The sequence below is a fragment of the Lentzea sp. HUAS TT2 genome, assembly GCF_051853195.1.
GTDB lineage: Bacteria > Actinomycetota > Actinomycetes > Mycobacteriales > Pseudonocardiaceae > Lentzea.
Window position 1 is genome coordinate 9,235,569 of sequence record NZ_CP196667.1, and the last position, 20,916, is coordinate 9,256,484.

General features: G+C 70.6%; 18 protein-coding genes. 6 read left to right on the forward strand and 12 right to left on the reverse strand.

Annotated features, from left to right (window positions below; all coding sequences use genetic code 11):
- Nucleotide 1: 1 nt before the first annotated feature.
- Nucleotides 2–889 (reverse strand): LysR family transcriptional regulator, encoded by an 888-nt coding sequence (locus ACSHWB_RS43580; protein ID WP_439659195.1) that lies wholly within the window; start codon nucleotides 887–889, stop codon nucleotides 2–4.
- Between the two features lie 82 nt (nucleotides 890–971).
- Between ACSHWB_RS43580 and ACSHWB_RS43585 the strand changes: the two genes are divergently transcribed.
- The gene (locus ACSHWB_RS43585; protein ID WP_439659196.1) at nucleotides 972–2,186 is read left to right on the forward strand and encodes an MFS transporter; all 1,215 of its coding nucleotides are present in this window, start codon (nucleotides 972–974) and stop codon (nucleotides 2,184–2,186) included.
- 131 nt (nucleotides 2,187–2,317) lie between these two features.
- Here the strand turns inward: ACSHWB_RS43585 and ACSHWB_RS43590 are convergent, their stop codons facing one another.
- Nucleotides 2,318–2,680 carry a hypothetical protein gene (locus ACSHWB_RS43590; RefSeq protein WP_439659197.1) on the reverse strand — a complete coding sequence of 121 codons (363 nt, stop codon included), beginning with the start codon at nucleotides 2,678–2,680 and terminating at the stop codon, nucleotides 2,318–2,320.
- A gap of 218 nt (nucleotides 2,681–2,898) precedes the next feature.
- Between ACSHWB_RS43590 and ACSHWB_RS43595 the strand changes: the two genes are divergently transcribed.
- Nucleotides 2,899–5,721: an AfsR/SARP family transcriptional regulator gene (locus ACSHWB_RS43595; RefSeq protein WP_439659198.1), complete on the forward strand. Its 2,823-nt coding sequence runs from the start codon at nucleotides 2,899–2,901 to the stop codon at nucleotides 5,719–5,721.
- Between the two features lie 63 nt (nucleotides 5,722–5,784).
- On the opposite strand, the gene ACSHWB_RS43600 is transcribed toward ACSHWB_RS43595, so the two are convergent.
- The gene (locus tag ACSHWB_RS43600; RefSeq protein WP_439659199.1) at nucleotides 5,785–6,441 is read right to left on the reverse strand and encodes a hypothetical protein; all 657 of its coding nucleotides are present in this window, start codon (nucleotides 6,439–6,441) and stop codon (nucleotides 5,785–5,787) included.
- Between the two features lie 81 nt (nucleotides 6,442–6,522).
- Between ACSHWB_RS43600 and ACSHWB_RS43605 the strand changes: the two genes are divergently transcribed.
- The gene (locus ACSHWB_RS43605) at nucleotides 6,523–6,966 is read left to right on the forward strand and encodes a type II toxin-antitoxin system PemK/MazF family toxin (RefSeq protein WP_439659200.1); all 444 of its coding nucleotides are present in this window, start codon (nucleotides 6,523–6,525) and stop codon (nucleotides 6,964–6,966) included.
- Between the two features lie 31 nt (nucleotides 6,967–6,997).
- Nucleotides 6,998–7,456 (forward strand): hypothetical protein, encoded by a 459-nt coding sequence (locus tag ACSHWB_RS43610; RefSeq protein WP_439659201.1) that lies wholly within the window; start codon nucleotides 6,998–7,000, stop codon nucleotides 7,454–7,456.
- 54 nt (nucleotides 7,457–7,510) lie between these two features.
- Here the strand turns inward: ACSHWB_RS43610 and argG are convergent, their stop codons facing one another.
- The 3 genes from argG to ACSHWB_RS43625 all read right to left on the reverse strand — a co-directional run bounded on the left by argG (nucleotide 7,511) and on the right by ACSHWB_RS43625 (nucleotide 10,701).
- Nucleotides 7,511–8,956, reverse strand: a complete 1,446-nt coding sequence (argG, locus tag ACSHWB_RS43615) for an argininosuccinate synthase (protein WP_439659202.1) — start codon at nucleotides 8,954–8,956, stop codon at nucleotides 7,511–7,513.
- Nucleotides 8,957–9,040: 84 nt separating this feature from the next.
- The gene (locus ACSHWB_RS43620; protein ID WP_439659203.1) at nucleotides 9,041–10,420 is read right to left on the reverse strand and encodes a CATRA conflict system CASPASE/TPR repeat-associated protein; all 1,380 of its coding nucleotides are present in this window, start codon (nucleotides 10,418–10,420) and stop codon (nucleotides 9,041–9,043) included.
- Nucleotides 10,417–10,701 (reverse strand): CATRA system-associated protein, encoded by a 285-nt coding sequence (locus ACSHWB_RS43625; protein ID WP_439664774.1) that lies wholly within the window; start codon nucleotides 10,699–10,701, stop codon nucleotides 10,417–10,419. The genes ACSHWB_RS43620 and ACSHWB_RS43625 overlap by 4 nt, the downstream gene beginning before the upstream one ends.
- A gap of 301 nt (nucleotides 10,702–11,002) precedes the next feature.
- On the opposite strand from ACSHWB_RS43625, the gene ACSHWB_RS43630 reads away from it, so the two are divergent.
- Together ACSHWB_RS43630 and ACSHWB_RS43635 are read left to right on the forward strand one after the other, a co-directional pair.
- A complete protein-coding gene (locus tag ACSHWB_RS43630) occupies nucleotides 11,003–14,344 on the forward strand; it encodes a CHAT domain-containing protein (RefSeq protein ID WP_439659204.1) in 3,342 nt (1,113 codons plus the stop codon).
- On the forward strand, nucleotides 14,344–15,924 hold the full coding sequence (locus ACSHWB_RS43635) for an Hsp70 family protein (RefSeq protein ID WP_439659205.1): 1,581 nt from the start codon (nucleotides 14,344–14,346) through the stop codon (nucleotides 15,922–15,924). The genes ACSHWB_RS43630 and ACSHWB_RS43635 overlap by 1 nt, the downstream gene beginning before the upstream one ends.
- A gap of 3 nt (nucleotides 15,925–15,927) precedes the next feature.
- On the opposite strand, the gene ACSHWB_RS43640 is transcribed toward ACSHWB_RS43635, so the two are convergent.
- Genes ACSHWB_RS43640 through ACSHWB_RS43665 form a run of 6 tightly spaced genes read right to left on the reverse strand, consistent with a single transcriptional unit; the run spans nucleotide 15,928 to nucleotide 20,916 of the window.
- Nucleotides 15,928–16,824, reverse strand: a complete 897-nt coding sequence (locus tag ACSHWB_RS43640; protein WP_439659206.1) for a hypothetical protein — start codon at nucleotides 16,822–16,824, stop codon at nucleotides 15,928–15,930.
- A gap of 3 nt (nucleotides 16,825–16,827) precedes the next feature.
- Nucleotides 16,828–16,986, reverse strand: coding sequence for a hypothetical protein (locus ACSHWB_RS43645; protein WP_439659207.1), 159 nt, complete (start codon nucleotides 16,984–16,986; stop codon nucleotides 16,828–16,830).
- Between the two features lie 6 nt (nucleotides 16,987–16,992).
- Complete coding sequence (locus ACSHWB_RS43650) at nucleotides 16,993–17,625, reverse strand: vWA domain-containing protein (protein ID WP_439659208.1); 633 nt, start codon at nucleotides 17,623–17,625, stop codon at nucleotides 16,993–16,995.
- Nucleotides 17,622–19,151 (reverse strand): Hsp70 family protein, encoded by a 1,530-nt coding sequence (locus tag ACSHWB_RS43655; protein WP_439659209.1) that lies wholly within the window; start codon nucleotides 19,149–19,151, stop codon nucleotides 17,622–17,624. Before ACSHWB_RS43655 ends, ACSHWB_RS43650 begins: the two co-directional genes overlap by 4 nt.
- On the reverse strand, nucleotides 19,148–19,318 hold the full coding sequence (locus ACSHWB_RS43660; protein ID WP_439659210.1) for a hypothetical protein: 171 nt from the start codon (nucleotides 19,316–19,318) through the stop codon (nucleotides 19,148–19,150). Before ACSHWB_RS43660 ends, ACSHWB_RS43655 begins: the two co-directional genes overlap by 4 nt.
- Nucleotides 19,315–20,916, reverse strand: coding sequence for a TRAFAC clade GTPase domain-containing protein (locus ACSHWB_RS43665; protein ID WP_439659211.1), 1,602 nt, complete (start codon nucleotides 20,914–20,916; stop codon nucleotides 19,315–19,317). Before ACSHWB_RS43665 ends, ACSHWB_RS43660 begins: the two co-directional genes overlap by 4 nt.

Consider the following 20,916-nt stretch of genomic DNA (forward strand, 5'->3'; position numbering starts at 1 on the left):
TTCAACGCTGGAAGAACTCGTGCACCACGGCGATCAACGCCCTGGTCGCGGCGCTCGGCCTGCGCCCGGCGGGCCACGCGAGCCCCAGCGGCCAGCGCAGGTCGGCGCCCGTCACGGTCAGGGTCTTCACGTCCTGCGCGGCACCGATGACGTAGTCGGGCAACAACACGACGCCGAGGCCGTGCCGGACGAAGTCGACGCCGGTGAAGATGTCCGACATCTCCACCGTCACCCGGCGCGGCACGGCGCTGGCGGCGAACGCCCGGTCGGCCACGGCCCGGTTGCCGTAACCCAGCGGCGAGTCGATGAAGTCCAGCCCGGCGAGGTCTCCGATGGACACCTCGTCGCGGGCGGCCAGCGGGTGGTCCACGGGCACGACCAGGTCCATCACCGAGTGGGACAGCTCGTCGAGAACGATCCCGTTCGGCACGTCACCGGGCAGCGACACGAAGGACAGGTCCAGCCTGCGGTCCAGGAGTTGCTCGACGAGACCCAGCGACCCCGTGGTCGACGCGTTGGTGCGCACCAGCACGCCGGGGTGCCGCCGGTGGAACTCGCCGAGCAGCGCGGGCAGGTTGATCAGGGCCACCGAGGTCAGCGTGCCGAGCCGGACCGTGCCGGTCAGCCCGCCCCGGACCTGTGCGACGGCGTCCCTCGCCTCGGTGGCGGCGTCCAGCACGGCCTGGGCCTTGGGCAGCAGCGCCTCCCCCGCGTCGGTCAGCAGCACGCGCTGGGAGTTGCGGTCGAGCAGGGTGGCGCCGAGCTCGCGTTCGAGGGTCTTGATCGCGGCCGAGACCGCGGACTGCACGACGTGCACGCGGGCGGCGGCACGGGTGAAGCTGCCCTCTTCGGCGATCGCGACGAAGTACTCCAGCTGACGGAGGTCCACACCAGCGAGTATCTCAGAAAGTGATGATCCCGAGCTGCAAGTTTCGTTGGACGTGATGCTTGCTGGCCCCCAGGGTGGAGGCATGTCCCTGGTCCTCGATTCACCGGTCACCTCGCCGCCCGCCAGCAAGCGCCACGGCAGGGGTTTCTGGGCCGTCGCCGGCACGTTCCTCGTCGCGATGGCCTACTCGACCGTGCCCGCGCCGCTGTTCCCGCTCTACGTCGCGCGCGAGGGCTTCTCGACGTTCGCGATCACCGTCGTGTTCGCCGCCTTCGCGGTGGGCGTGGTGGTCAGCATCGTGCTGGCGGGCCACATCTCGGACTGGGCGGGCCGCAAGACCGTCCTCATCCCCGCGCTGGGCCTGGAGATCGTCTCCGCGCTGCTCTTCCTGACCAGCACCTCGCTGCCGGTCCTGGTGGTCGCCCGCGTGATCAACGGCCTGGGCGTCGGCATGATCGCCGCGACCGCCACCGCCTACCTCTACGACCTGCACACCCGGCACCGCCCGGGAGCCTCCACACGCCGGTTCGAGATCGTGTCGACCGCCGCGAACATCGGCGGCCTCGGCATCGGCGCCCTGATCTCGGGAGCGCTCGCGCAGTACGCGCCCTCGCCGCTGAGCACGCCGTACGTCGTGCTGGGAGTACTGCTCGTGGTCAGCATCGCCGCGGTCGCCCTCACCCCGGAAACCGTTTCCAGGCAACGGGTTCGCTACCGTCCACAGCGGATCAGCGCCGACCACGGCGACCGCGGCGGCTATCTCGCCGCCGGAGCGGGCGCGTTCGCGGCGTTCGCGGTGTTCGGTGTCTTCACGTCCGTCTCCCCGGGCTTCGTGGCGGGCGAGCTGCACCACCCGTCGCGGCTGCTGGCCGGGCTCGTCGTCTTCCTCGTCTTCGGCGGCGCCGCGCTCGCGCAGACCGTCACGGGCGGGTTGTCGGTGACGGCCCGGCGCAGGCTCGGCCTGGGCGGACAGGCGATCGGCGTGCTGCTGGTCGTGGCCGGCATGTACGCGACGAGCTTCCCGTTGTTCCTGGTCGGCGGCGCGATCGCCGGGGTCGGCGCGGGCGTGCAGTTCAAGGCGTCGATCGGGGCGGTCACGGCGATGGCGGCGCCGGCCAGGCGCGGTGAGGCGTTGGCGAGCCTGTTCTTCATCGCCTACCTGGGACTGAGCGTGCCGTCGCTGTCGATCGGGCTGGCTACGCGGTTCCTCGCGCCGGTCACGGTCATGACGTGGTTCGCCGGGGTCCTGCTCGTGCTGCTGGCGGGGGTGGCGGCGCTCAGTCGACGTGCACGGTGAAAGAAGCGCACGGCCAGTGTCGTGATCTCACGCAAATTTCGAATACGAGATTCCGTGAGGTTTTGGCGTCATTGACTGTCGGGCGGCTGGCGCAGTGCACGCCAGCCGCCCTGGTCGGTTTCCAGCCGTTGTTACGGCGCGACCACGCTGGAGCACGGATCCACGGCCACGGGCTGGTCCTCACAGACCTTGAACTTGTAGACCTTGCCGAAGGTGGCGTTGCCGCAGCCACCGCCGCTGCTGTCGTAGACACGTTGGGTACCGGCGTCGGTGTCGAAGACCCCGTACACCCTGTTGCCGTCCTGCTCCATGTCGCAGACCTCGACCCAGGTGCCGTTCGACGAGGCGTAGTTCGGGGTGCCGGGCACCCAGACCTTGGCCATGACTCCGATGTCGGCCGCCTGTGCCGCGCCCCCGGAAAGCATGGCGGCGACCAACGCAAGGCCGGTCAGAAGGCCGAATGATCCCGTGATCAAGCGCTTGTTCTTCAACATGTGAGCCCCCTCCGTCTGGGATGAACATCATGGGTGTTGCGTCGGTGCCGGTCTTCGCCGATGTCGCTTCCGGATACCGGTCACCGGCGCATTTCCACTGTGTGCCTCCGTCTCCGTGAATTTCCCGTGGTTTTCAACAATCCGCTGGCCATGGGTGGTATCACCCTTTGTCGGACGCGTGTGACCCGAGCGGAACCCGAAAGCCTGGGAACCAGCAGATGGAATTTGTTCTTCTGGGTGGAATAGCGGTGCTCAGCGGTGGCGGCGCGCTCGATCTCGGGCCGGCACGGCAGCGATGTGTGTTGGCGGCGCTGGCGGTGGACGCGGGCCTGGTGGTGTCGGTGAACCGGCTGATCGACCGGGTCTGGGGCGAGCAGCCGCCGCCGCGGGCCAGGGCCACGCTGCTGAACTACCTGTCACGCCTGCGGCTGCTGCTCGGGGATGCGGGTGCCGGGGCGGCGATCGTGGTCCGGCGCCCCGGTGGCTACTCGTTGCAGGTCGAGCGTTCGACGGTCGACGTGGTGCGCTTTCACGACTTGTGCGAGCAAGCCCGTGCCGTTGATGACGAACAGGCGGTGGTGCTGTTTCGGCAGGCGTTGGAGTTGTGGCGAGGAGAAGCGCTGACCGGTGTGGACGGCGACTGGGTCGAGGCCGAACGCGACCGGTTGCACCACCAGCTCCTGGCTGCCGAGTGCGACCTCACCGATGTTCTGCTGCGCCTCGGCCATGGCGAGGACCTGGTGGCTCCGCTGACCACTCGCGCCGCCCAATGGCCGTTGGACGAACGCATCGCCGGCCAGCTCGTCCTGTCCCTGCACCGCGCGGGCCGCACCGCTGATGCCCTGGCGCACCATCGGCAGCTACGCGCTCACCTGGTCGAGCAACTGGGGACCGAGCCCTGCACCGCACTGCAGAACTTGCACCAGCGCATCCTCGACACCGATCCCGCGCTCACCCCGCCCTCGGCGGCGACCATGCGAACGGCGATCACGGGTGCGCCTGCCGCAACTGCGGAAAAGCCGATCCCCCGCCAGTTGCCCGCGCCACCACGGTGGTTCACCGGCCGCGGCGCCGAACTGGCTCGCCTGGACCAGGCGCTGACCGCCGCGACGGTGGTGATCTCGGCGATCGGCGGCGCGGGCGGCCTCGGCAAGACGTGGCTGGCCCTGAAGTGGGCGCACGAGCAAGCCGAACGGTTCCCCGACGGGCAGCTGTTCGTGGACCTGCACGGGTTCAGCCCCACCGAACAACCGATGGCCCCCGAGGCAGCGGTGCGCAGGTTCCTCGACGCACTCGGAGTCGTCCCTGGGCGCATCCCGACCGACTTGGACGCACAAGCCGCGCTGTACCGAAGCCTGGTCGCGGACAGGCGGATGCTGATCGTGCTGGACAACGCCGCGACCGCGGAACAGGTCGTCCCGCTGCTGCCGGGTAGCGCGACCTGCACCGTGCTGATCACCAGCCGCACCAGGCTCCCCTCCCTGATCGACCGGCACGGCGCCCAGCACCTGCGACTGGACGTCCTGAACCGCACCGAGGCACGCTCCCTGCTGGCCGCACGCCTGGGCAGCGCCCGTGCCGCTGCCGAGCCCGGCGCCGTCGACGAGCTGATCGACCTGTGCGGGGGTTATCCGCTCGCCCTGTCGATCACCGCCCGCCAGGCCGCCACCCGCCCGTTGACCGAGGTTGCCGCCGAGCTGCGCAGGCTGGGGCTGGAAGTGCTCGACCACCACGCCGACCCCGCCGCCAGCCTGCCTGCCGTCCTGTCCTGGTCCCTGCACCACCTCGTCGACGAACACCGCACCGCGTTCGGGCTGCTCGGCATCGCGCCCGGCCCCGACACCACCCCGCCCGCCGTGGCCGCCCTCACCGGCGTACCACCGGCCCGCGCCCGCAAGGTGCTGGTCGCGCTGGAGGAGGCGTCTCTGCTCGAACGGCGACCAAATGGCCGATACACGATGCACGACCTGGTCCGCGCCTACGCCACCACCATCGCCCACAACCTGCCCGACGACGTGCGGGAGGCGGCCCTCGTGCGGGCTATGGACTTCCATCTGCACACCGCCCACTCCGCTGCCCGCCTCCTGGACCCCCACCACGAACTCCACCAACCCGACCCGCCGGCGCCAGGCGTCCACCCGTTCCCGCTGTCCGACGCCGCGGACGCGATGGCCTGGCTGGAAACCGAGCACGCCACCCTCATCGCCACCCAGCGAGCCGCCATCTCCCTCGTCCGTCACGACGTCGTCTGGCACCTCGCGTGTGCACTGGACGTCCTTCACTTCCGGCGAGGGCACCTGCGCGACGGGTACGCCTCGTGGCGGGCGGCCTTGGACGCCGCCGCACACCTGCCCGACCCCGTCCTCCGGATCCGCGCCCACCGGTTCCTCGGCAGCGCCTGTTCCCGACTCGGCCTGGACGAGGTGGCCACCTGGCACCTGGATCGGGCCCTGGATCTCGCTGTGCGCCACCGGGTCCCCACCGAACACGCACACGCCCACCGGGCGCTCATGGCCGCGTCGGGACTACGGGGTGACGACAGGCAGGCTCTGGACCACGCCCGACACGCCCTCGACCTCTACCGCAGCCTCGACCACCCGGTGTGGGAAGCCGACGCGCTCAACGCGGTGGGATGGTTCGCCGCACGCCTGGACGACTTCGACACCGCCCGCGACCACTGCCACGCTGCCCTCGCCCTGCACCGACACCACCACAACACCGCCGGTGAAGCGGACACCCAGGAGAGTCTCGGACTCGTCGCCCACCGCACCGGCGACCACCGCCAGGCCGTCGACCACTACCACCAGGCCGTTGCCCTGCTTCGCAACCTCGCCAACACCTATCAGGTCGCGAACACCCTCGACGACGTCGGTCATCCCCACGCCGCTCTCGGACAACACGACCAAGCCCGCGAGGCATGGCAGGAGGCACTGGACCTGTACGAACAACAAGGCCGCGACGAAGACGCCGAGCGGGCACAACGACAACTGGCAAACCTTGCCCTGGCGACGGAGTCGATCAGGCCGTCGGACGCGAGCTAGACCATCGGGTCGCCGACGTGGCTGTCCTGGATGGGCTTGCCGTGGTCGGTGGGCGGCTTCGACTCAGTCGACGTGCACGGTGATCGGGTGCCGGACGTCCGCGGCGCACGTGAAGACGTTCAGGTTGCCCTCACGCCCGAACTCCCACTCCACGTCGTCCCCGGACGGCTCGTGGGTGGCGAGCGAGAGCGTCTGCCGTTGCCCGGAACCGCACTCCCGGCACTCGAACTCAAGAGGACCGCTCTGCCACCACGCGGTCCAGCCGCCGATCTTCGTGCCGCCGGAGACCTTGTCGGCGTGCTCGGCGAAGCGGATCGGTTCGAGCACGTTGACCGTGGGGACGTAGAGCTCCTCCTGCACGGACGGCTCCGGCTCCTCCTCGATCAGCTCGAACACCGTCGTGGAGTCGCGCCACACCAGCCGCACGTCCGGGCCGTACGCGCGCGGCACGTCGTGGTGCAGCGTGCAGAGGAAGACCTGGAGCAGGTCGGTGCCCTCCGGGAACGGCAGCTCGGGGAAGTCGCGCTGGTAGAGCTGCACGGCGCCGACGAACGGTTCGGCACCGCTCGCGGGATCGTGGGTGGCGCCGTCGCACGAGGGCCACGGGTCGTCGATCGGCCACAGCATCGGGCCGCCGATGTGGCTGTCGGCGTCCGTCGGGTCGCCTTCCAGCGGGTTCAGCAGCACGGCGGGCCTGGTCCGCTCAGCCTCGGTCGACACGAGGCAGAAGCCTAGCGGCATCGAACCTGGCGGGGTGATCCACGCGCACTACGCTCGACGGCGGGCGATCCAGGAGGACAGGTGCGGCGAGGCGAGATCTGGTGGGCCGAGTTCGACGAGCGACGGCCTGTCGTGCTGCTGTCCGAGGAAGAGCCGTCCGGCCTCCAGGTGATGCAGGTCGTCGCCCCGGCGGACACCGACGTCTCCGGACTGGGAATCGAGGTCGCGGTCGGCATCCACGAAGGACTGCCCTTCGACGGCGTGCTGCGGTTCGGGTTTTCGTGGCCGGGCTCCACCCCGTGCACCTGGCTGACCACCTTGCGCAGGGAAGACCTGATGGAACGGGCAGGCGCGGTGTCCGCCGCCAAACTCGACGAGATCGACGACGCCCTGCGTGCCAGCCGGCAGCCAGCGGAGTGGACCCCTGCCGCAGCCGCCAGGTTCAGCGAGATCAAGGACTCCCTCCGCCGGCAGGCTCAGGCAGACGCAGAAGACACAGACACCCACACTCCGTCAGCGGGGTAACGATGCCGGCGGTGGCGCCGACCTCGGGGGCATGAAGTTCTCGATCACAGCCGCGCTCCTCGCCGTTCTCGCGGCCGGCTGCACCCCGGCGGTCACCGGGTCCGGTTCGGCGACCGGCGTGGAGACGACTCAGCAGACGACTGAGGCCCAGCCGACGACCACGACTGCCGCCAAGGCCACCGCCCTGAACGGCGTGGCTCCCGACGAGTACGAGAGCCTGCCCTCCCAGTACTGCGACCGGCCGTTCACCGGCGCCCTGGGCAAGCCGATGCTGGCCGTGGTGATGGAGACCCCGTCGGGCAGGCTCACCTGCGACCAGGCAGGGGCCGTCCTGTTCGACTACTACGCCGAACGTTCCGACCCGAAGACGGGCCTGCCGCCGGTCAAGATCGGGCCCATGTCGTGCAACCAGGTCGCCGAGGGCATCCTGCCGCAGGTCGTGTGTGCTGACGAGGAGAACGTCATCTACTCGATGTGGCCGCAGACCTGACGCGAACAGGGCCGGCGGAGTGATCCACCGGCCCTGCCGTTTTCGCGAAAAACCTCAGTCCGTGCCGAACTCCATGGCCGCCGCGTCGAGCAGCTCGTCGGCCGCCGAGACCTCACCGCGCGAGGCGATGGCCTCCGCGCCGCCGTCCGGCACCTCGCCGATCAGCTGGGTCGGCTCCGGCTGGGCGGAGATGAGCGCCGACTGGCGGGTGCCGACCATGCCGAGGCTCGCGAAGAGCTCCAGCTTGGCGCGCGAGTCCGCGATGTCGAGGTTGCGCATGGTCAGCTGGCCGATGCGGTCGACAGGGCCGAACGCCGAGTCCTCGGTGCGCTCCATCGACAGCTTGTCCGGGTGGTAGCTGAACGCAGGGCCGGACGTGTCGAGGATCGAGTAGTCGTCGCCCCTGCGCAGCCGCAGCGTGACCTCGCCGGTGACCGCGGCGCCGACCCAGCGCTGCAGCGACTCGCGCAGCATCAGCGACTGCGGGTCGAGCCAGCGGCCCTCGTAGAGCAGCCGGCCGAGCTTGCGGCCCTCGTTGTGGTACGCCGCGACGGTGTCCTCGTTGTGGATCGCGTTCACGAGGCGGTCGTAGGCGATGAAGAGCAACGCCATGCCGGGCGCCTCGTAGATGCCGCGGCTCTTGGCCTCGATGATCCGGTTCTCGATCTGGTCGGACATGCCGAGACCGTGGCGGCCGCCGATGGCGTTCGCCTCCAGCACGAGGTCGACGGCGTCGCCGAACTCCTTGCCGTTGATCGTGACCGGGCGGCCCTGGTCGAAGCCGATGGTGACGTCCTCGGTCGCGATCTCGACCGACGGGTCCCAGAACTTGACGCCCATGATCGGCTCGACGATCTCGATGCCCTCGTTGAGCAGCTCGAGCGACTTGGCCTCGTGCGTCGCGCCCCAGATGTTCGCGTCCGTCGAGTACGCCTTCTCCACCGACGAGCGGTAGGGCAGGTCACGCTCGAGCAGCCACTCGGACATCTCCTTGCGGCCGCCGAGCTCCGTCACGAACGCGGCGTCGAGCCACGGCTTGTAGATCCGCAGCGACGGGTTCGCGAGCAGGCCGTAGCGGTAGAACCGCTCGATGTCGTTGCCCTTGTAGGTGGAGCCGTCGCCCCAGATCTGCACGTCGTCGTCGAGCATGGCGCGCACGAGCATGGTGCCCGTGACGGCACGCCCGAGCGGAGTCGTGTTGAAGTACGCGCGGCCACCGGAACGGATGTGGAACGCTCCGCAGGCCAGCGCCGCGAGACCTTCCTCGACGAGCGCGGAACGGCAGTCCACGAGGCGCGCGATCTCGGCACCGTACGTGCCCGCGCGACCGGGGACGGTCTCGATCTCGGGCTCGTCGTACTGGCCGATGTCCGCGGTGTACGTGCAGGGCACAGCGCCCTTCTCACGCATCCACGCGACCGCGACGGAGGTGTCGAGACCACCGGAGAAGGCGATGCCGACGCGTTCGCCGGCGGGAAGTGAAGTGAGCACCTTGGACACGTTGAGAATTATGCACGACGATGTATGAGCATGCACGCCGGGGTGCCTGTTAGCTACGCCTCAGAGATGTTCCCGCAGGTCGCGCTAGTCCGCAGCGTTCATCACGACCAGTACCGGCTTCACCCCCGCCGCCGTCAGCGACGGGATCAGGTAGTGGTCCATCGTGTGCGGCTGCAGGAACAACGGGATGTCGTCGACCGACCGCCCCGGCAGGACCACGGGCAGCATCCGCCGGGTCCACCGCGGGCGGTCCGAGTGCAGCAGCTCGCGCAGGATCCCCATCTCCGACCGGCCGCCGTGGTTCCGCGCCGGGTCGCCCCCCGCGTCACCGACGATGCGGCACATCGGTGAGGCGACCACGACCACGTAGTCCGCGTTCGGCACCCGGTTGAGCATCCACTCGTACCAGTCCCGCCGGACGTCCGGGTAGTAGGCGTCGAGGTGGACGTTGACGCCGTGGTCGCGCAGCAGGTCGGCGAATGCCCGCACGTCCTTCTTGTGCTCCTCGGAGTCGTGGATGTAGCTGATGAACACGTCGGGACCGGTCAGCCTGGCGGGTTCCGGCTGTTCACAGCACGGTGTCCCCGCCGCCAGCTCGTCGTCGAGCCGGGTGACGAACCACGTCCCGAGCGCGAGGTCGTCGGCCACCGGGCCCGCGTTCGACAGCAGCGCCCCGCTGACCGCACGGCCGAGGTTCTCGACGATGATCCCGACGCCACGCCTCATCACCCGCAGGGCCGGCGTGATCGCCTCCGCCTCGCCCCGTCCCCTCGCGACCGCGCGGTCACGCAGGAAGACCCTGATCTGGTAGCGGAGTTTGGCCGCGTGCATCAGGTGCCGCGCCAACGGCGTGAGCTCACCGTCGCCGGTCGTCCACACCAGACGGTCCAGGTGCCGCTCCAGGTCCGCGGAGGCGACCGCGACGAGCCTGCGCACCACCCGGTCGTCCGCGGGCGGGCTGGTCTCCCACACCCGCACGACGCCGTCGGGCACCGCGAGCCGCTCCGGCCGGCGCGACCACCCGACGGTCCCGCCGCCGGGCACCGCTGCCCGCAGCGTCGCCTCCAGGTCGCGCTCGCCGTTGCTCAGCGCCAGCAGGATGCGCGTCTCCCCGATCACTCCGGGCGAGGGCGGCCCGAGCCGGGCCAGGTCCGCCTCCAGCGCCGTCCACGTCCGCGCGCAGTCCTGGTCGCGGGGCGGCGCCATCATCACGGTCAGGCAGTGGACGTCGTGCTCCAGCCGCACCGACGCCTGCCAGACCTCTTCACCGGGCCGTTGCCGCGCGGCCAGCAACCCGGACCCGTCGTGCGGATCCACGCCCACGCCGAGTCCGGGGACCGGCTCCGTGAACCCGAGCTCGTCGCCGAGCACGCGCCATGCCTCGTCGAGCCAGGCCCGCGCGTCCGCCGCGTGCCGGCCCTCCAGCGGGAGGTGGAAGTAGGCCAGCAGCGCCGGGGCGATCACTCGTCGTCCGGCAGGAGCGTGTGCACCAGTTCGTTCGCGCGGTCGCGCACCTTGGGTTCCGGTTCCTCCGCGGGTTCCTGCCCGAGCTTCTCCCCCACCCTGCGCGACAACAGCTCCAGCTCGTACAGCACCTGTCCCATCGCGACGGTGTCGTCCGCGTCGTGCGCCGCACGCGCCGCCGTCAGGGCGTCGGAGAACCGCTGCCACGTGTTGGGGGTCCGCTTGCCGCCGACGATCCAGCGGACCTTCTCCGCCACGTCCCGCACCAGCTCCTGATCCATGCTCACCGGACCATCATCGGGAAGTCCTTCTCCGCCAACACAGCCGAACGGTGGCAGGTGCCTGCCGAAGACAACTTGTTGCCAGGCAACAAGAGTCACCGCGGAGCTACCGTCGTGCGCAGAGCAAGCGCACCGAGGGGGCACCCTGAACGACGACGAGCTGATCGCCCGGCTCGAAGCCGCCCACACCGCGGCACAGCACAGGCAAGGCGCCCAGCCCACCGAGGACAGCAGGTCCCTGATCGCCGAGCTGCGCGAGCTCAGGCACGCGACCGGCGACGACCACCCGCTGCGGGGAGCGGTGGCGATCCTGCTCGGACAACACCTGGCTATCGACGCAATCGCCCTGCCCGACTCACCCACCGCGCTGCTCGACGAGGCGATCGAGGAGCTGACGCTGGCGCTCGCAGAAAGCGACGCCATCGAGATCCGCCACCACCACGCGGTCGTGCGTGCGTTGCGGTTCACGCTGCACTCGGGACCGGACGAGGACTACGACACGGCGCACGCCGAGTTCGTCGCGCTGCTCGACACGCCGGAGTACCCGGAGCAGGCGCACGACCTCGCGAGGATGCTGCTCGTCCAGCTGCGCAGCGCGACGCTGATGAAACGGGAACACCGCCTGTTCGAGGCGGCGCCCGACGAAGCGGCGGCGCTCGAGTTCGTCGCCGGCGCCCGGACGTCGCACCCGGTCGCGGCCGCGGTCTCGGACATCAGCCGGCACCTGGCGCAGCTGTCCGAAAGCGCGCGGGCCGAGGACGGGATCGGCACGATCACCGCGTTGTTCGACATGATCTCCTCCTTCTACCAGGAAGGGCATCCCTGGCGGGCCGAGGCGCTCGACGAGGCCATCGCGCAGGCCAGGCAGGGCGTGAGCGAAGCCGCGGACGAGTTCGAGCGCGCTGTGCGGGCGCTGCTGCTCGCCGCGCTGCTCGACCGCAAGGCGGACGCCGGCAACGCCCGCGAGGACAGCGCCGCCGCGTGGGCCGCCGCAGAGGAAGCCCGTGCGGCGGTGCGGGACGACATGCCCTTCGCATCACTGCTGCGCGACTCGATGGCCCTGTTGGCAGGCCAGCACGACCGTTCCGCCGCGCAGCCGGGCGAACTGACCGACGACATGGACAAGGTGCGGGCGGTGCTGCACCGGATGCCCCCGTCCGATCCGGCCCGTGCCAACACCTTCGTGCGGTCGGTCATGGCCATGGCCTACCGCGTCGGGGAGTCCGCGAATCCGGCGGGCATGGACGAGCTGCGCGCGTTCGTCGCCGCCGAAGGTCCCGGCGTCGCGGACGAGAACACGCTGCTGATAGTCAACGGGATGGTCGGAGTGCTCGAAGGAGTGCTGACCGAGCGCCTGGCGACGCTCACGTCCGGGGTGGAGAGCCTGGAGAAGGCGACCAACGCCATGTCGCAGCAGGACAAGGCCTTCCCGCTGCTCAGGGCGTTCATCGCGATGGCACTCGGGCAACGGGCGATCAACGGACGAAGGCTGGAGGACCTCGACTCGGCCCGCCGGTTGCTCGCGGCGTTGCAGCAGGGCGACACCCCGCCGGTCGGTTCCAAGGTCAGCGAGCTGGCCGTCGCGCTCCAGGCGTTGCGGCACGGCACGCCCACCGGCGAGAAGGTCGAGGACATCATCACGATGCTCCGCGAACTGGACGAGCAGGAACGGCGCATCACCGGCTACGACGTGGACGAGCTGATCCGCACCCTCGAACTCATGAGCGTCATGTCCGAGTCGTTCGGCGAGCAGCTCCCGGAGTGGATCCCGTCGGCCATGACGAGACCCGGGTTGTGGGCCGACCGTCAGGACGACACGATCGAGGCGATGCTGCTGGTGCACAACGGGCGCGTGAGCGGCAACCTGGAGATGCTCGATCGCGGTGTCGAGCTGCTTCGCGCGCAACCAGCCCCGAACCCGAGCGAACGCGTGCGGCTGCTGATGGTCACCGCCCTCTCCCTCATGTTCCGGTACGCGCGATCGACCAGGACGCAGGACCTCGACCTCGCCATCGCGGAGATGGAGAAGGCCGAGCTGCTCGCCGACCAGACCGACCTGTCGGACGCGTCGAGCGTCCACTACTACCTGGGCGAGGCCCTGCACCTGCGCGGCAACCGGCGGCACAACCCCGCCGACCTCGTGAGTGCCGCCGAGCACGGCGTTCTCGCGATGAGGGCACGCGCGAACGAGGTGCTGCTGCAGTCCAAAGCGGACCACGCGCTGTCCACCGCGGAGACCGCGGCGGGTGAGGCCGCGACGGTCGTGCGGTGGTGCGTCGCGGCGCGGCGGTACGAGACCGCCGTGCAGGCACTGGAGCTCGGCCGGTCGCTGGTGCTGCACTCGATCAGCGTCGAACCGTCCATTCCGGACCTTCTCCGCACCGCGGGAGCACCGGCGCTCGCCGAGCGCTGGATCGCGGAGTACGACGCCGATGCCCCTGGTGTCGTCCCATCGGATCTGCGGTCCCAGGTGCTCATCGCGTTGGAGGGCAGCAAGTCCGAGTCGTCGTTGCTGCGGCCGCCCACCGTCGAGGAAATCCAGACGGCGTTGCGGCGCACCGGAAGCCAGGCTCTCGTCTACCTGCTGCCGCCCGAGTCGAACCTGAACGGCTTCGCGCTGGTGGTGGAGGTGGACGGCGAGGTGCGGCTGGTTCCGTTGCCGCTGCTGCGTTCCGGGCCCATCCAGGAGTTCGAGGAGGCCCGCCGCGCGCTCGTCGACCCTTCGGCGGAGGACGAGAAGCGCTGGCAGGAAACGGTCTCGACGACATGCGGCTGGGCGTGGACCGCGGTGATGAGGCCGTTGCTCGACCAGTTCCGGGGGTTGCCGCGGCTCGTGCTCGTCCCGGTTGGAGAGCTCGGCGCGGTGCCGTGGCATGCGGCCCGGCGCGAGGTCGGCGGGAAAGTGAGGCACGTCTGCCAGGACGCCGTCATCACCTACGCGGCCTCGGCCAGGCAGTTCGCCGACGCCGCCCGCCGTGAACGCAGGCCGGTCGGCTCCGCCCCGGCGATCGTGCGGGTGCGCGACAGCGCGTTGCGCTGGGCGGCCGCCGAGACCGCGACGGTGCGCGACCACTCCTACCCGGACGCGATCTGCGTCGAGGACGGCGTGCTGCCCGGCGAGGTGCTGGGGCACCTGCCGAGCGACGTGCGGCCGGGAGCGTCGGTGCTGCACCTCACGTGCCACGCCTGCCACGCGACTCCCGCGGTGGACTCCCACCTGGTGCTCGACGACGGTCAGGTCCTGCCGGTGCGGGACGTGCTGCGGCAGGCCGCCCACCGTCCACCGGACGCCGAGGGCGGGCTGGTCGTGCTCGCCTCGTGCGCCAGCGACCTCACGGACTCGGCGCACGACGAGGCGCTCACGCTGGCGACCGCGTTCCTCGCCGCGGGCGCCACCGGTGTGGTCGGCGCGCGGTGGCCGATCGTCGACGTGACGACCACGTTGTTCGTGATCATGTTCCACCACTACCTGACCCGCGGGTACGACGACCCGGCGGTGGCGCTGCGGGCCACGCAGCTCTGGATGATCGACCCGAAGCGGCGGCTGCCGCCCGGCGTCCCTGCGGCTCTGGCGCGTTCCGCGCGGTACTGCCACCTGGACGACGCCGGGAACTGGGCCGCCTTCACCTACCAGGGACGTTGATGAACACCAAGGCGTTCGGCATCGACCTCGGCACGACGCACTCGGTGCTCGCCCACATCGACTACAGCGGCCGGCCAGCAGTGGTGCGCAACACCGTCGACGAGGAGATCACACCGTCCACTGTGTACTTCGAGGGACCGCTCGAGGTGACCGTCGGCGCGTCGGCGAAGAACTCCGCCGTGCTCGAACCGCGCAACTACAGCGAGCTCGTCAAGCGGCACATGGGTTCGCCGGGCGTGCACTACCCGCACCACGGCCACGACTACTCGCCGATGGAGATCTCCGCGCTGGTGCTCCGCTACCTCGCCGAGTGCGGCCGGCGTGCCACCGGGGTCGTCGTCGAGGACGTCGTGATCACGGTCCCCGCGCACTTCGGCATCACGGAGCGGGAAGCCACCAGGGCGGCCGGTGAGATGGCCGGCCTCACCGTGCGCGACGTGATCGTCGAACCGGTCGCGGCGGCGCTGCACTACGGCTTCGGCAAGGCGGACACCGGGGTCCGGCACGTGCTGGTGTGCGACCTCGGCGGCGGCACGTGCGACACGACGGTGATCCGCTTCGAGGGCGACCTCGTGCAGGTCGTGTGCACCGACGGCGACGGCGACCTGGGCGGGGCGGACTGGGACGCGCGGGTGCGCGACTTCCTCGTCGACGAGTTCGTCCACCTGCACCCGCGCACCGACCCGACGGCCGACGACGTGTTCATGAACGACGTCGTGCAGCGCGCCGAAGCCCTCAAGAAGGAGCTCAGCAGCGCGCAGGCCCGCCACACCGAGCTCCGCTTCAAGGGAGAGGTGGCGCGCGTCGAGCTCACCAGGACGAAGCTGGAGGACCTCACCGCCCACCTCGTCGACCGCGTGGTGGACCTGACCCGCAGGACCGTGGAGGAGGCGGGCCGCAAGGGCGTGCGGGAGTTCGACGACGTCCTGCTCGTCGGCGGCATGACGAAGTCCCCCGCGATCGGCGCGGCGTTGCAGGACCGGCTCGGCCTGCGCCCCCGGTTGCACGAACCGCACCTCGCCGTGGCGAAGGGAGCGGCGATCTTCGCGGCACAGCGCGAGGTCCAGATCACCGAGGCGGCCAGGTCCGCGGGCATCACCGCCGCGAAGACGAACCAGACCGCGGCGGTGGTGACGCGCAGCATCGGCGTCAAGGCGCTCGACCCGAGCGACCCGATGATCGAGATCGACCCGCACAAGGCCCGGTTCGTCGTGCAGCACCTGCTGATCGCCGGCGAGACGCTGCCCGCCAAGAGCGACACCTACCCGTTCGGCATCGTGTTCGCCAAGGCGCGGATGGCGGAGATCGAGGTGTGGGAGCAGAACCCCGCGGAGGACTCGATGAACCTGTCCGCGAACACCATGGTGGGCAGGGGATTCCTGCGGGACATGCCGCCGAAGCCCAAGGGCGGCACCATCCTGATCTGGTTCGCGATGTCGGAGACCGGCGAGCTGTCGGTGCACGCGTCCGACCCGGACTCCTCGGCGCAGGTCCAGTTCGAGCTGCGGATCGACGGGCTCACCGCGCCGGACGTGACCCGGTCGCGCGACTGGATCGCTCGCCACCGCCTGCGGGACTGACCGTCACGCGGTGGCGCCACCCGGCCGGCGCAGCCGCAGTGAGCGCTGCGACGCCACCGATGTGCTCTGGCCCGCCCGCTTGCGCAACTCGTTCTCGTGCGTGTGGATCACCGTCTCCAGGTTGTCGCAGTAGTGCGCGGCCGCCTGGCACATGCGCCGGTAGAAGACGCGGGCCAGCAACAAGGCCAGCGCGGTGAACACCAGCTTCGCCTGGGTGCCCGGCAGCAACGCGAGCCAGAAGAGCGAGGCCAGCAACCACATCACCGCCTGTGCCCGGTCGAGCAGCACGCGGGAGGCGAACTCCAGGCTCGTGATCTCGGTCGAGGTCGCCACAGAGGGCAGGTACCGCCAGCACGTGTGCAGCTCCATGCCGTGTTCGTCGCGCACGTGTTCCGCGGCCGCCGCGAACACGTTGCCGAGCCTCGTCGGCTCCAGGGCCAGGTCCTCGTGCGGCGCGGCGGTCCGCCTGCTCAACCGGCGCCCGTGCGGGAACCAGCGCATCCCCGCCCGTGCCCTGCGCACGGGCGGCGTCAGCAACGCATCCCGCTTCGTGCGCCAGCGCCGCTTGCTCTCGATCCACGCACCCACGAGCCGCAACCAGCGCGGCCACTCCGACCCGGTGAGCAGTGACGTCATCATGGTGGTCTGGCCGAACCACAGCCAGTAGGAGAAGACCATCGCGATGACCAGGCACCCGAGCAGCGGCGCCGCGCGGACCCATCCCCCGGTCAGCGCACCGCAGAGGTCCTTACCTCCTGACGGGCATCCCGGCAGCGGCTGCGGGTGCAGCCAGAAGAACAGCATCACCCCGACCAGCCAGTACGACACCGTCGCCACGGCGGCCGAGGTGGCCAGCCTGCGCGCGAACGGCCCGAGGAGCTCACCGACGATCTTGTCCACGGCTCACCGCTTCCGGAGCAGGTCGCCGTGCGCGGGCGACTTCTCGCACACGCCGTCGCCGTACGCGCGCTCGGGCAGACCCAGTTCCTCGTAGTCGCAGCCCGCCACCGGGCAGGCCCACGTCGTCGTGGGCCTGGGTGGGGGAAGCGGAGGCGTGTACACGGTCAGTCACTTCCCTTTCGTGCCGCGGTTCTTCGTCAGGCCACCCGCCATCGAGGCGATACCGGCACTGAGGTCCGCGATGTCGACGATCACCTGCCGGTCGTCGTCACTGCTGCCGGGACAGGTCAGGCGGCCGAGCGTCGTCCCCGCCTGCGGGCCGAGGCCGCGCACGACGATCCGGACACCCATCGCGCAGAGCTCGCGGGCGATCCGCTCGGCCTCGGCGATGCGCGGGATCTCGCCGTCGCTGAAGATGCAGACCACCCGGTCGCCCTGCATCTGCTCGTAGACCTCCTTGCACCGCAGCAAAGCGGGCACGACGTCGGTGCCGCCGCCGAGCGTCGCGGCGCGCAGGGTGTCGATGACCTCGGAGAGCGGCGCGTGCGGGGGCAGTGAGCGTTCGACGTGGCGGCTCCACAGGATCAGGCCGCAGTCGTACTGCGCGCGGCTGGCCTCTTCGAGGAACGTCACCCCGCCGGCGATCGCCTCGCGCAGCCGTTCGCCCTCCATCGACCAGCTCACGTCGATGCACAGCATCACGGTGCCGCGGTACCGCTTCTGCAACGCCGCCAGGTGCGGGCCCGACGGGGACTGGGTGAGGCCGATGCCCTCGAAGTTCCGGCGGATCCAGGTGCTCACTGGCTCACCCGCAGCCCGGCGAGCGACGTGGCCAGCTCCGCGTGCGCGCCGCCGTCCACCACACCATCCACATAGGACTCCAGTGCCAGGGTCGCACCGCTGGCCGGTTCGCGGGCCGTGACCGACAGCAGGCCGTCCGCGCTCACGCTGAGCGTGACCTCCACGTGCGACCCCGCCGGCAGTGGCGGCAGACCGCTCAGCTCGCCGTCGAGCACCCGCCGGTTGTGCGCCGGCTCGCTGGACGGCACGTCACCCGCCTGTTCGTAGACCTGCACGCGCACGCGGTCCTGTTCGTCGACGATCGTGGCGAACCGGGTGGTCGCCGTCGCGGGCAGCGGTTCGTTCTGGTGGACGGTGTGCACCACGAGCCTGCCCTCGCCGGACGGGTCGTGGCTGTCGTCGACCAGCACACCGAAACTGCGCGACACCACCGACCTCGTCGGCTGGTCCGCCATCGACGCCATCCGCCCGCCGGCCAGCCGCAGCTCACCGGGGCTCGCCAGCTGGTGCGCACGGATCGCCGCACCGTAGGCGACAGCGAAGTCCGGCTCCACCAAACGGGGTTCGACCCCCAGCTCGGCGTGCAGCGCCTTGGCGATCCCCGGCATCCGCGACGCCCCGCCGACCAGCACGACGGCGCCGACCCGCAGCACCCCGCGGTCCCGTGCGCTGCGCAGCACCCGGCGGGTGATCTCCAGCGTCCGGTCCACCAGGTCGGCGCCCATGGCCTCGACGGTCTCCCGTGCGACCTCGACCGCCGCACTGGCACCACCACAGCGCAGCGCGACCGTCCTGGACGAGACACGGCTCAGCTCGCGCTTCACCTTCTCCGCCAGCACGGTGACCTCGCTGAGGAACACCTCGTCCTCGTACGGGTCGACGTCGGGCACCGCGCGGGTGAAGCTCTCGAGCAGATGACTCGCGATCCGCGCGTCCCAGTCGGCACCGCCGAGGTGGCTGTCACCGTCCACGGCCACCACCTCGACGCCCCGGATCCCCTCTCGCAGCACCGTTGTGTCGAAGGTCCCGCCACCGAGGTCGTACACGAGGGTCGCGCCCGCGGAGTCCGGCACGGAGGTGCGGTAGTGCAGCGCGGCGGCAACGGGTTCGCTGAGCAGTTCGAGCACCTCGATGCCCGCCAGCGTGGCCGCCTGAAACGTGGCCTCCCGCTCGCGGATCCCGAAGTACGCGGGCACGGTGACCACCGCGCGCACACCGGACGCCTCCCCCACCACCGCGCGCAGGATCAGCGCGGAGATCGACTCCGGCGTGTGCCGCACCCCGTGGAAGAACAGGTCGAACTCGCTGCCCATGCGCCGTTTGATCAGCGTCACCGTGTTGTCCGGGTCCACCGCGGACGCGTTGCGGGCGGTGCTGCCGACCAGCACCTGGTCCGCTGCCTCGAAGTGGACGACCGAGGGCGTCGTGGTCTCGCCGAGCGAGTTGGGCAGCGCGACCGGGCGGCCGTCGCCGTCGATGCCGGCGGTCACGGTGTAGGTCGTGCCGAGGTCGATGCCCAGGATCACGTCGAGCTCCACTGGGCACGCGTGCCCTCGGTCATCTCGACGATCTGCTGCCAGACGGGCTCGGCCACCAGCACCAGGCCCGCCCCGAAGAGGATCGCCACCAGGGCGAACAGCACCACCAGCAGGATCCGGTGGACGCGATAGGCGAGCGGCGGGTCGTAGTTCACACCTTCTCCTCTTCCGCACGGACGGCGGGCATCAGCTCGGCCGCGCCACTCTTGCCGATCAGCCACTCGAACGGCGCCGACGGCCGCATGCCCTCGCCCGCGGTGTGGCCGGGGACGGACGCGGCGACGAAGTAGCCGACCTCGCCGAAGTCGCGTTCCGCGGACAGCACGAGGTTGTCGAGCCCCGCCTCGCAGAGCCAGTCGCGCACGTTCCCCTGCCGCAGCCCGTCCCCCGGCGACAGCCCGGCCAGCAGGTCGGCCTTGACGACCGTCATCGCCAGGCTGCGGCGCCGCGTGTCGACGCCGTAGTCCCGCAACCGCCGGGCCGTCACCTGATAGACGTCGTCGGGGTGCGCCCTCGCCGGGTTCGCCCGCGCCACCTGGTCGGCGCTCTGCGTACCGAGCTGGTCGCGCACCCACGGCACCGAGAACGGGTCCACCACGAACACCAGGCCCTGGGCGTGGTCCAGGAACTCCAGGTCGCTGTTGTCCTCGCGGTCCGCGTAGAACTCGCCCGCCGCGTCGAACAGGTGCAGCAGCACACGTTTGCGGCCTCGGGTGAGCCGGGCGGTCAGCGCCTGCGGGAGCGAGGCGGCCTCCGTCTTCGCGGTGTCCTGCCCGGACGAGATGACCGCGGTGGCGTTCTCGAACACGCGGCTGCTGCCGTCGTCGACGAACGCCAGCTCGCCGCCCGCCGACGCCAGGTCGTCGCGCAACGCCACGAGACCCGCGTAGACGAGCCTGGTCTTGCCCGCGGACACGGGACCGAACACGGGCAGGCGGATGTCGGTGGTGACACCGCCACCCTCGCGCAACGTCGTGGCACAGCGCGGACATTGCGGCGCGACCCGGTGCGCGGCGCGCAACACCGTGGTGGGCAGGGACTTCCCGCAGCCGCAGCGCCGCCACACACCGCCGAGCCGCCCCGGCCTCAGGTCGCGGTGGATCTCACCGCACCCGTCGCACGGGAACGCCGGCAGCGTCGTCACGTGGTAGCAGACAGGGCAGCTGCCGGTGGCCCTGCGCAGCTTGCGCACCAACGAGTCCAGCCCGCGCAACGTGAGGGAGACCGCGCCCCACACCACGTGCGTGACGGCGAGCACGAGTGCGCTCAACAGGTACAGCACCACCGCGGCGATGACTGCGCCGGCGCAGAACGAGAACACGACCGGGAAAACCAGCCCGATCACGGGGATCCACACCCACCAGTAGCCGAACGCCTTGGTGCGGTCGGAGACGTAGGTCCAGACGGCGCTCAGCATCGAGCCCATGGCCTCGAACGCGGCCGACAGGTCGATCCAGGCCTGGGCCGTGGTGTACACCGGCCACGCCCGGTCCCTGCTGAACGGGCCCTTCACCTTCGGCAGCGACTTGCCGGCCACCACGTCGTCCGGGGTGACGAGCTTCGGCGCGGGCGCTCCCCGCGTCAGCATCGTCGCGCCGAACAGGTAGAAGCTGGCGAGCGCACCCACGGCCGCCACCACCGGCGCCGCGACGTAGAGCGTCGGCAGCACGAGGAACAGGAACGCCCAGGCGAGGGCCCACAGCGCGAGCCCGATCGCGGCCAGGGCCGCCATGATCAGAAAGACGTACCCCAC

Excerpts from the sequence above, each read along its gene's own strand:
- ACSHWB_RS43610 (WP_439659201.1), top strand. The coding sequence starts at position 6,998 with ATGAAGTTCTCGATCACAGCCGCGCTCCTCGCCGTTCTCGCGGCCGGC.
- ACSHWB_RS43585 (WP_439659196.1), top strand. The coding sequence starts at position 972 with ATGTCCCTGGTCCTCGATTCACCGGTCACCTCGCCGCCCGCCAGCAAG.
- ACSHWB_RS43590 (WP_439659197.1), bottom strand. The coding sequence starts at position 2,680 with ATGTTGAAGAACAAGCGCTTGATCACGGGATCATTCGGCCTTCTGACC.
- ACSHWB_RS43625 (WP_439664774.1), bottom strand. The coding sequence starts at position 10,701 with ATGGATCAGGAGCTGGTGCGGGACGTGGCGGAGAAGGTCCGCTGGATC.
- ACSHWB_RS43595 (WP_439659198.1), top strand. The coding sequence starts at position 2,899 with ATGGAATTTGTTCTTCTGGGTGGAATAGCGGTGCTCAGCGGTGGCGGC.
- ACSHWB_RS43635 (WP_439659205.1), top strand. The coding sequence starts at position 14,344 with ATGAACACCAAGGCGTTCGGCATCGACCTCGGCACGACGCACTCGGTG.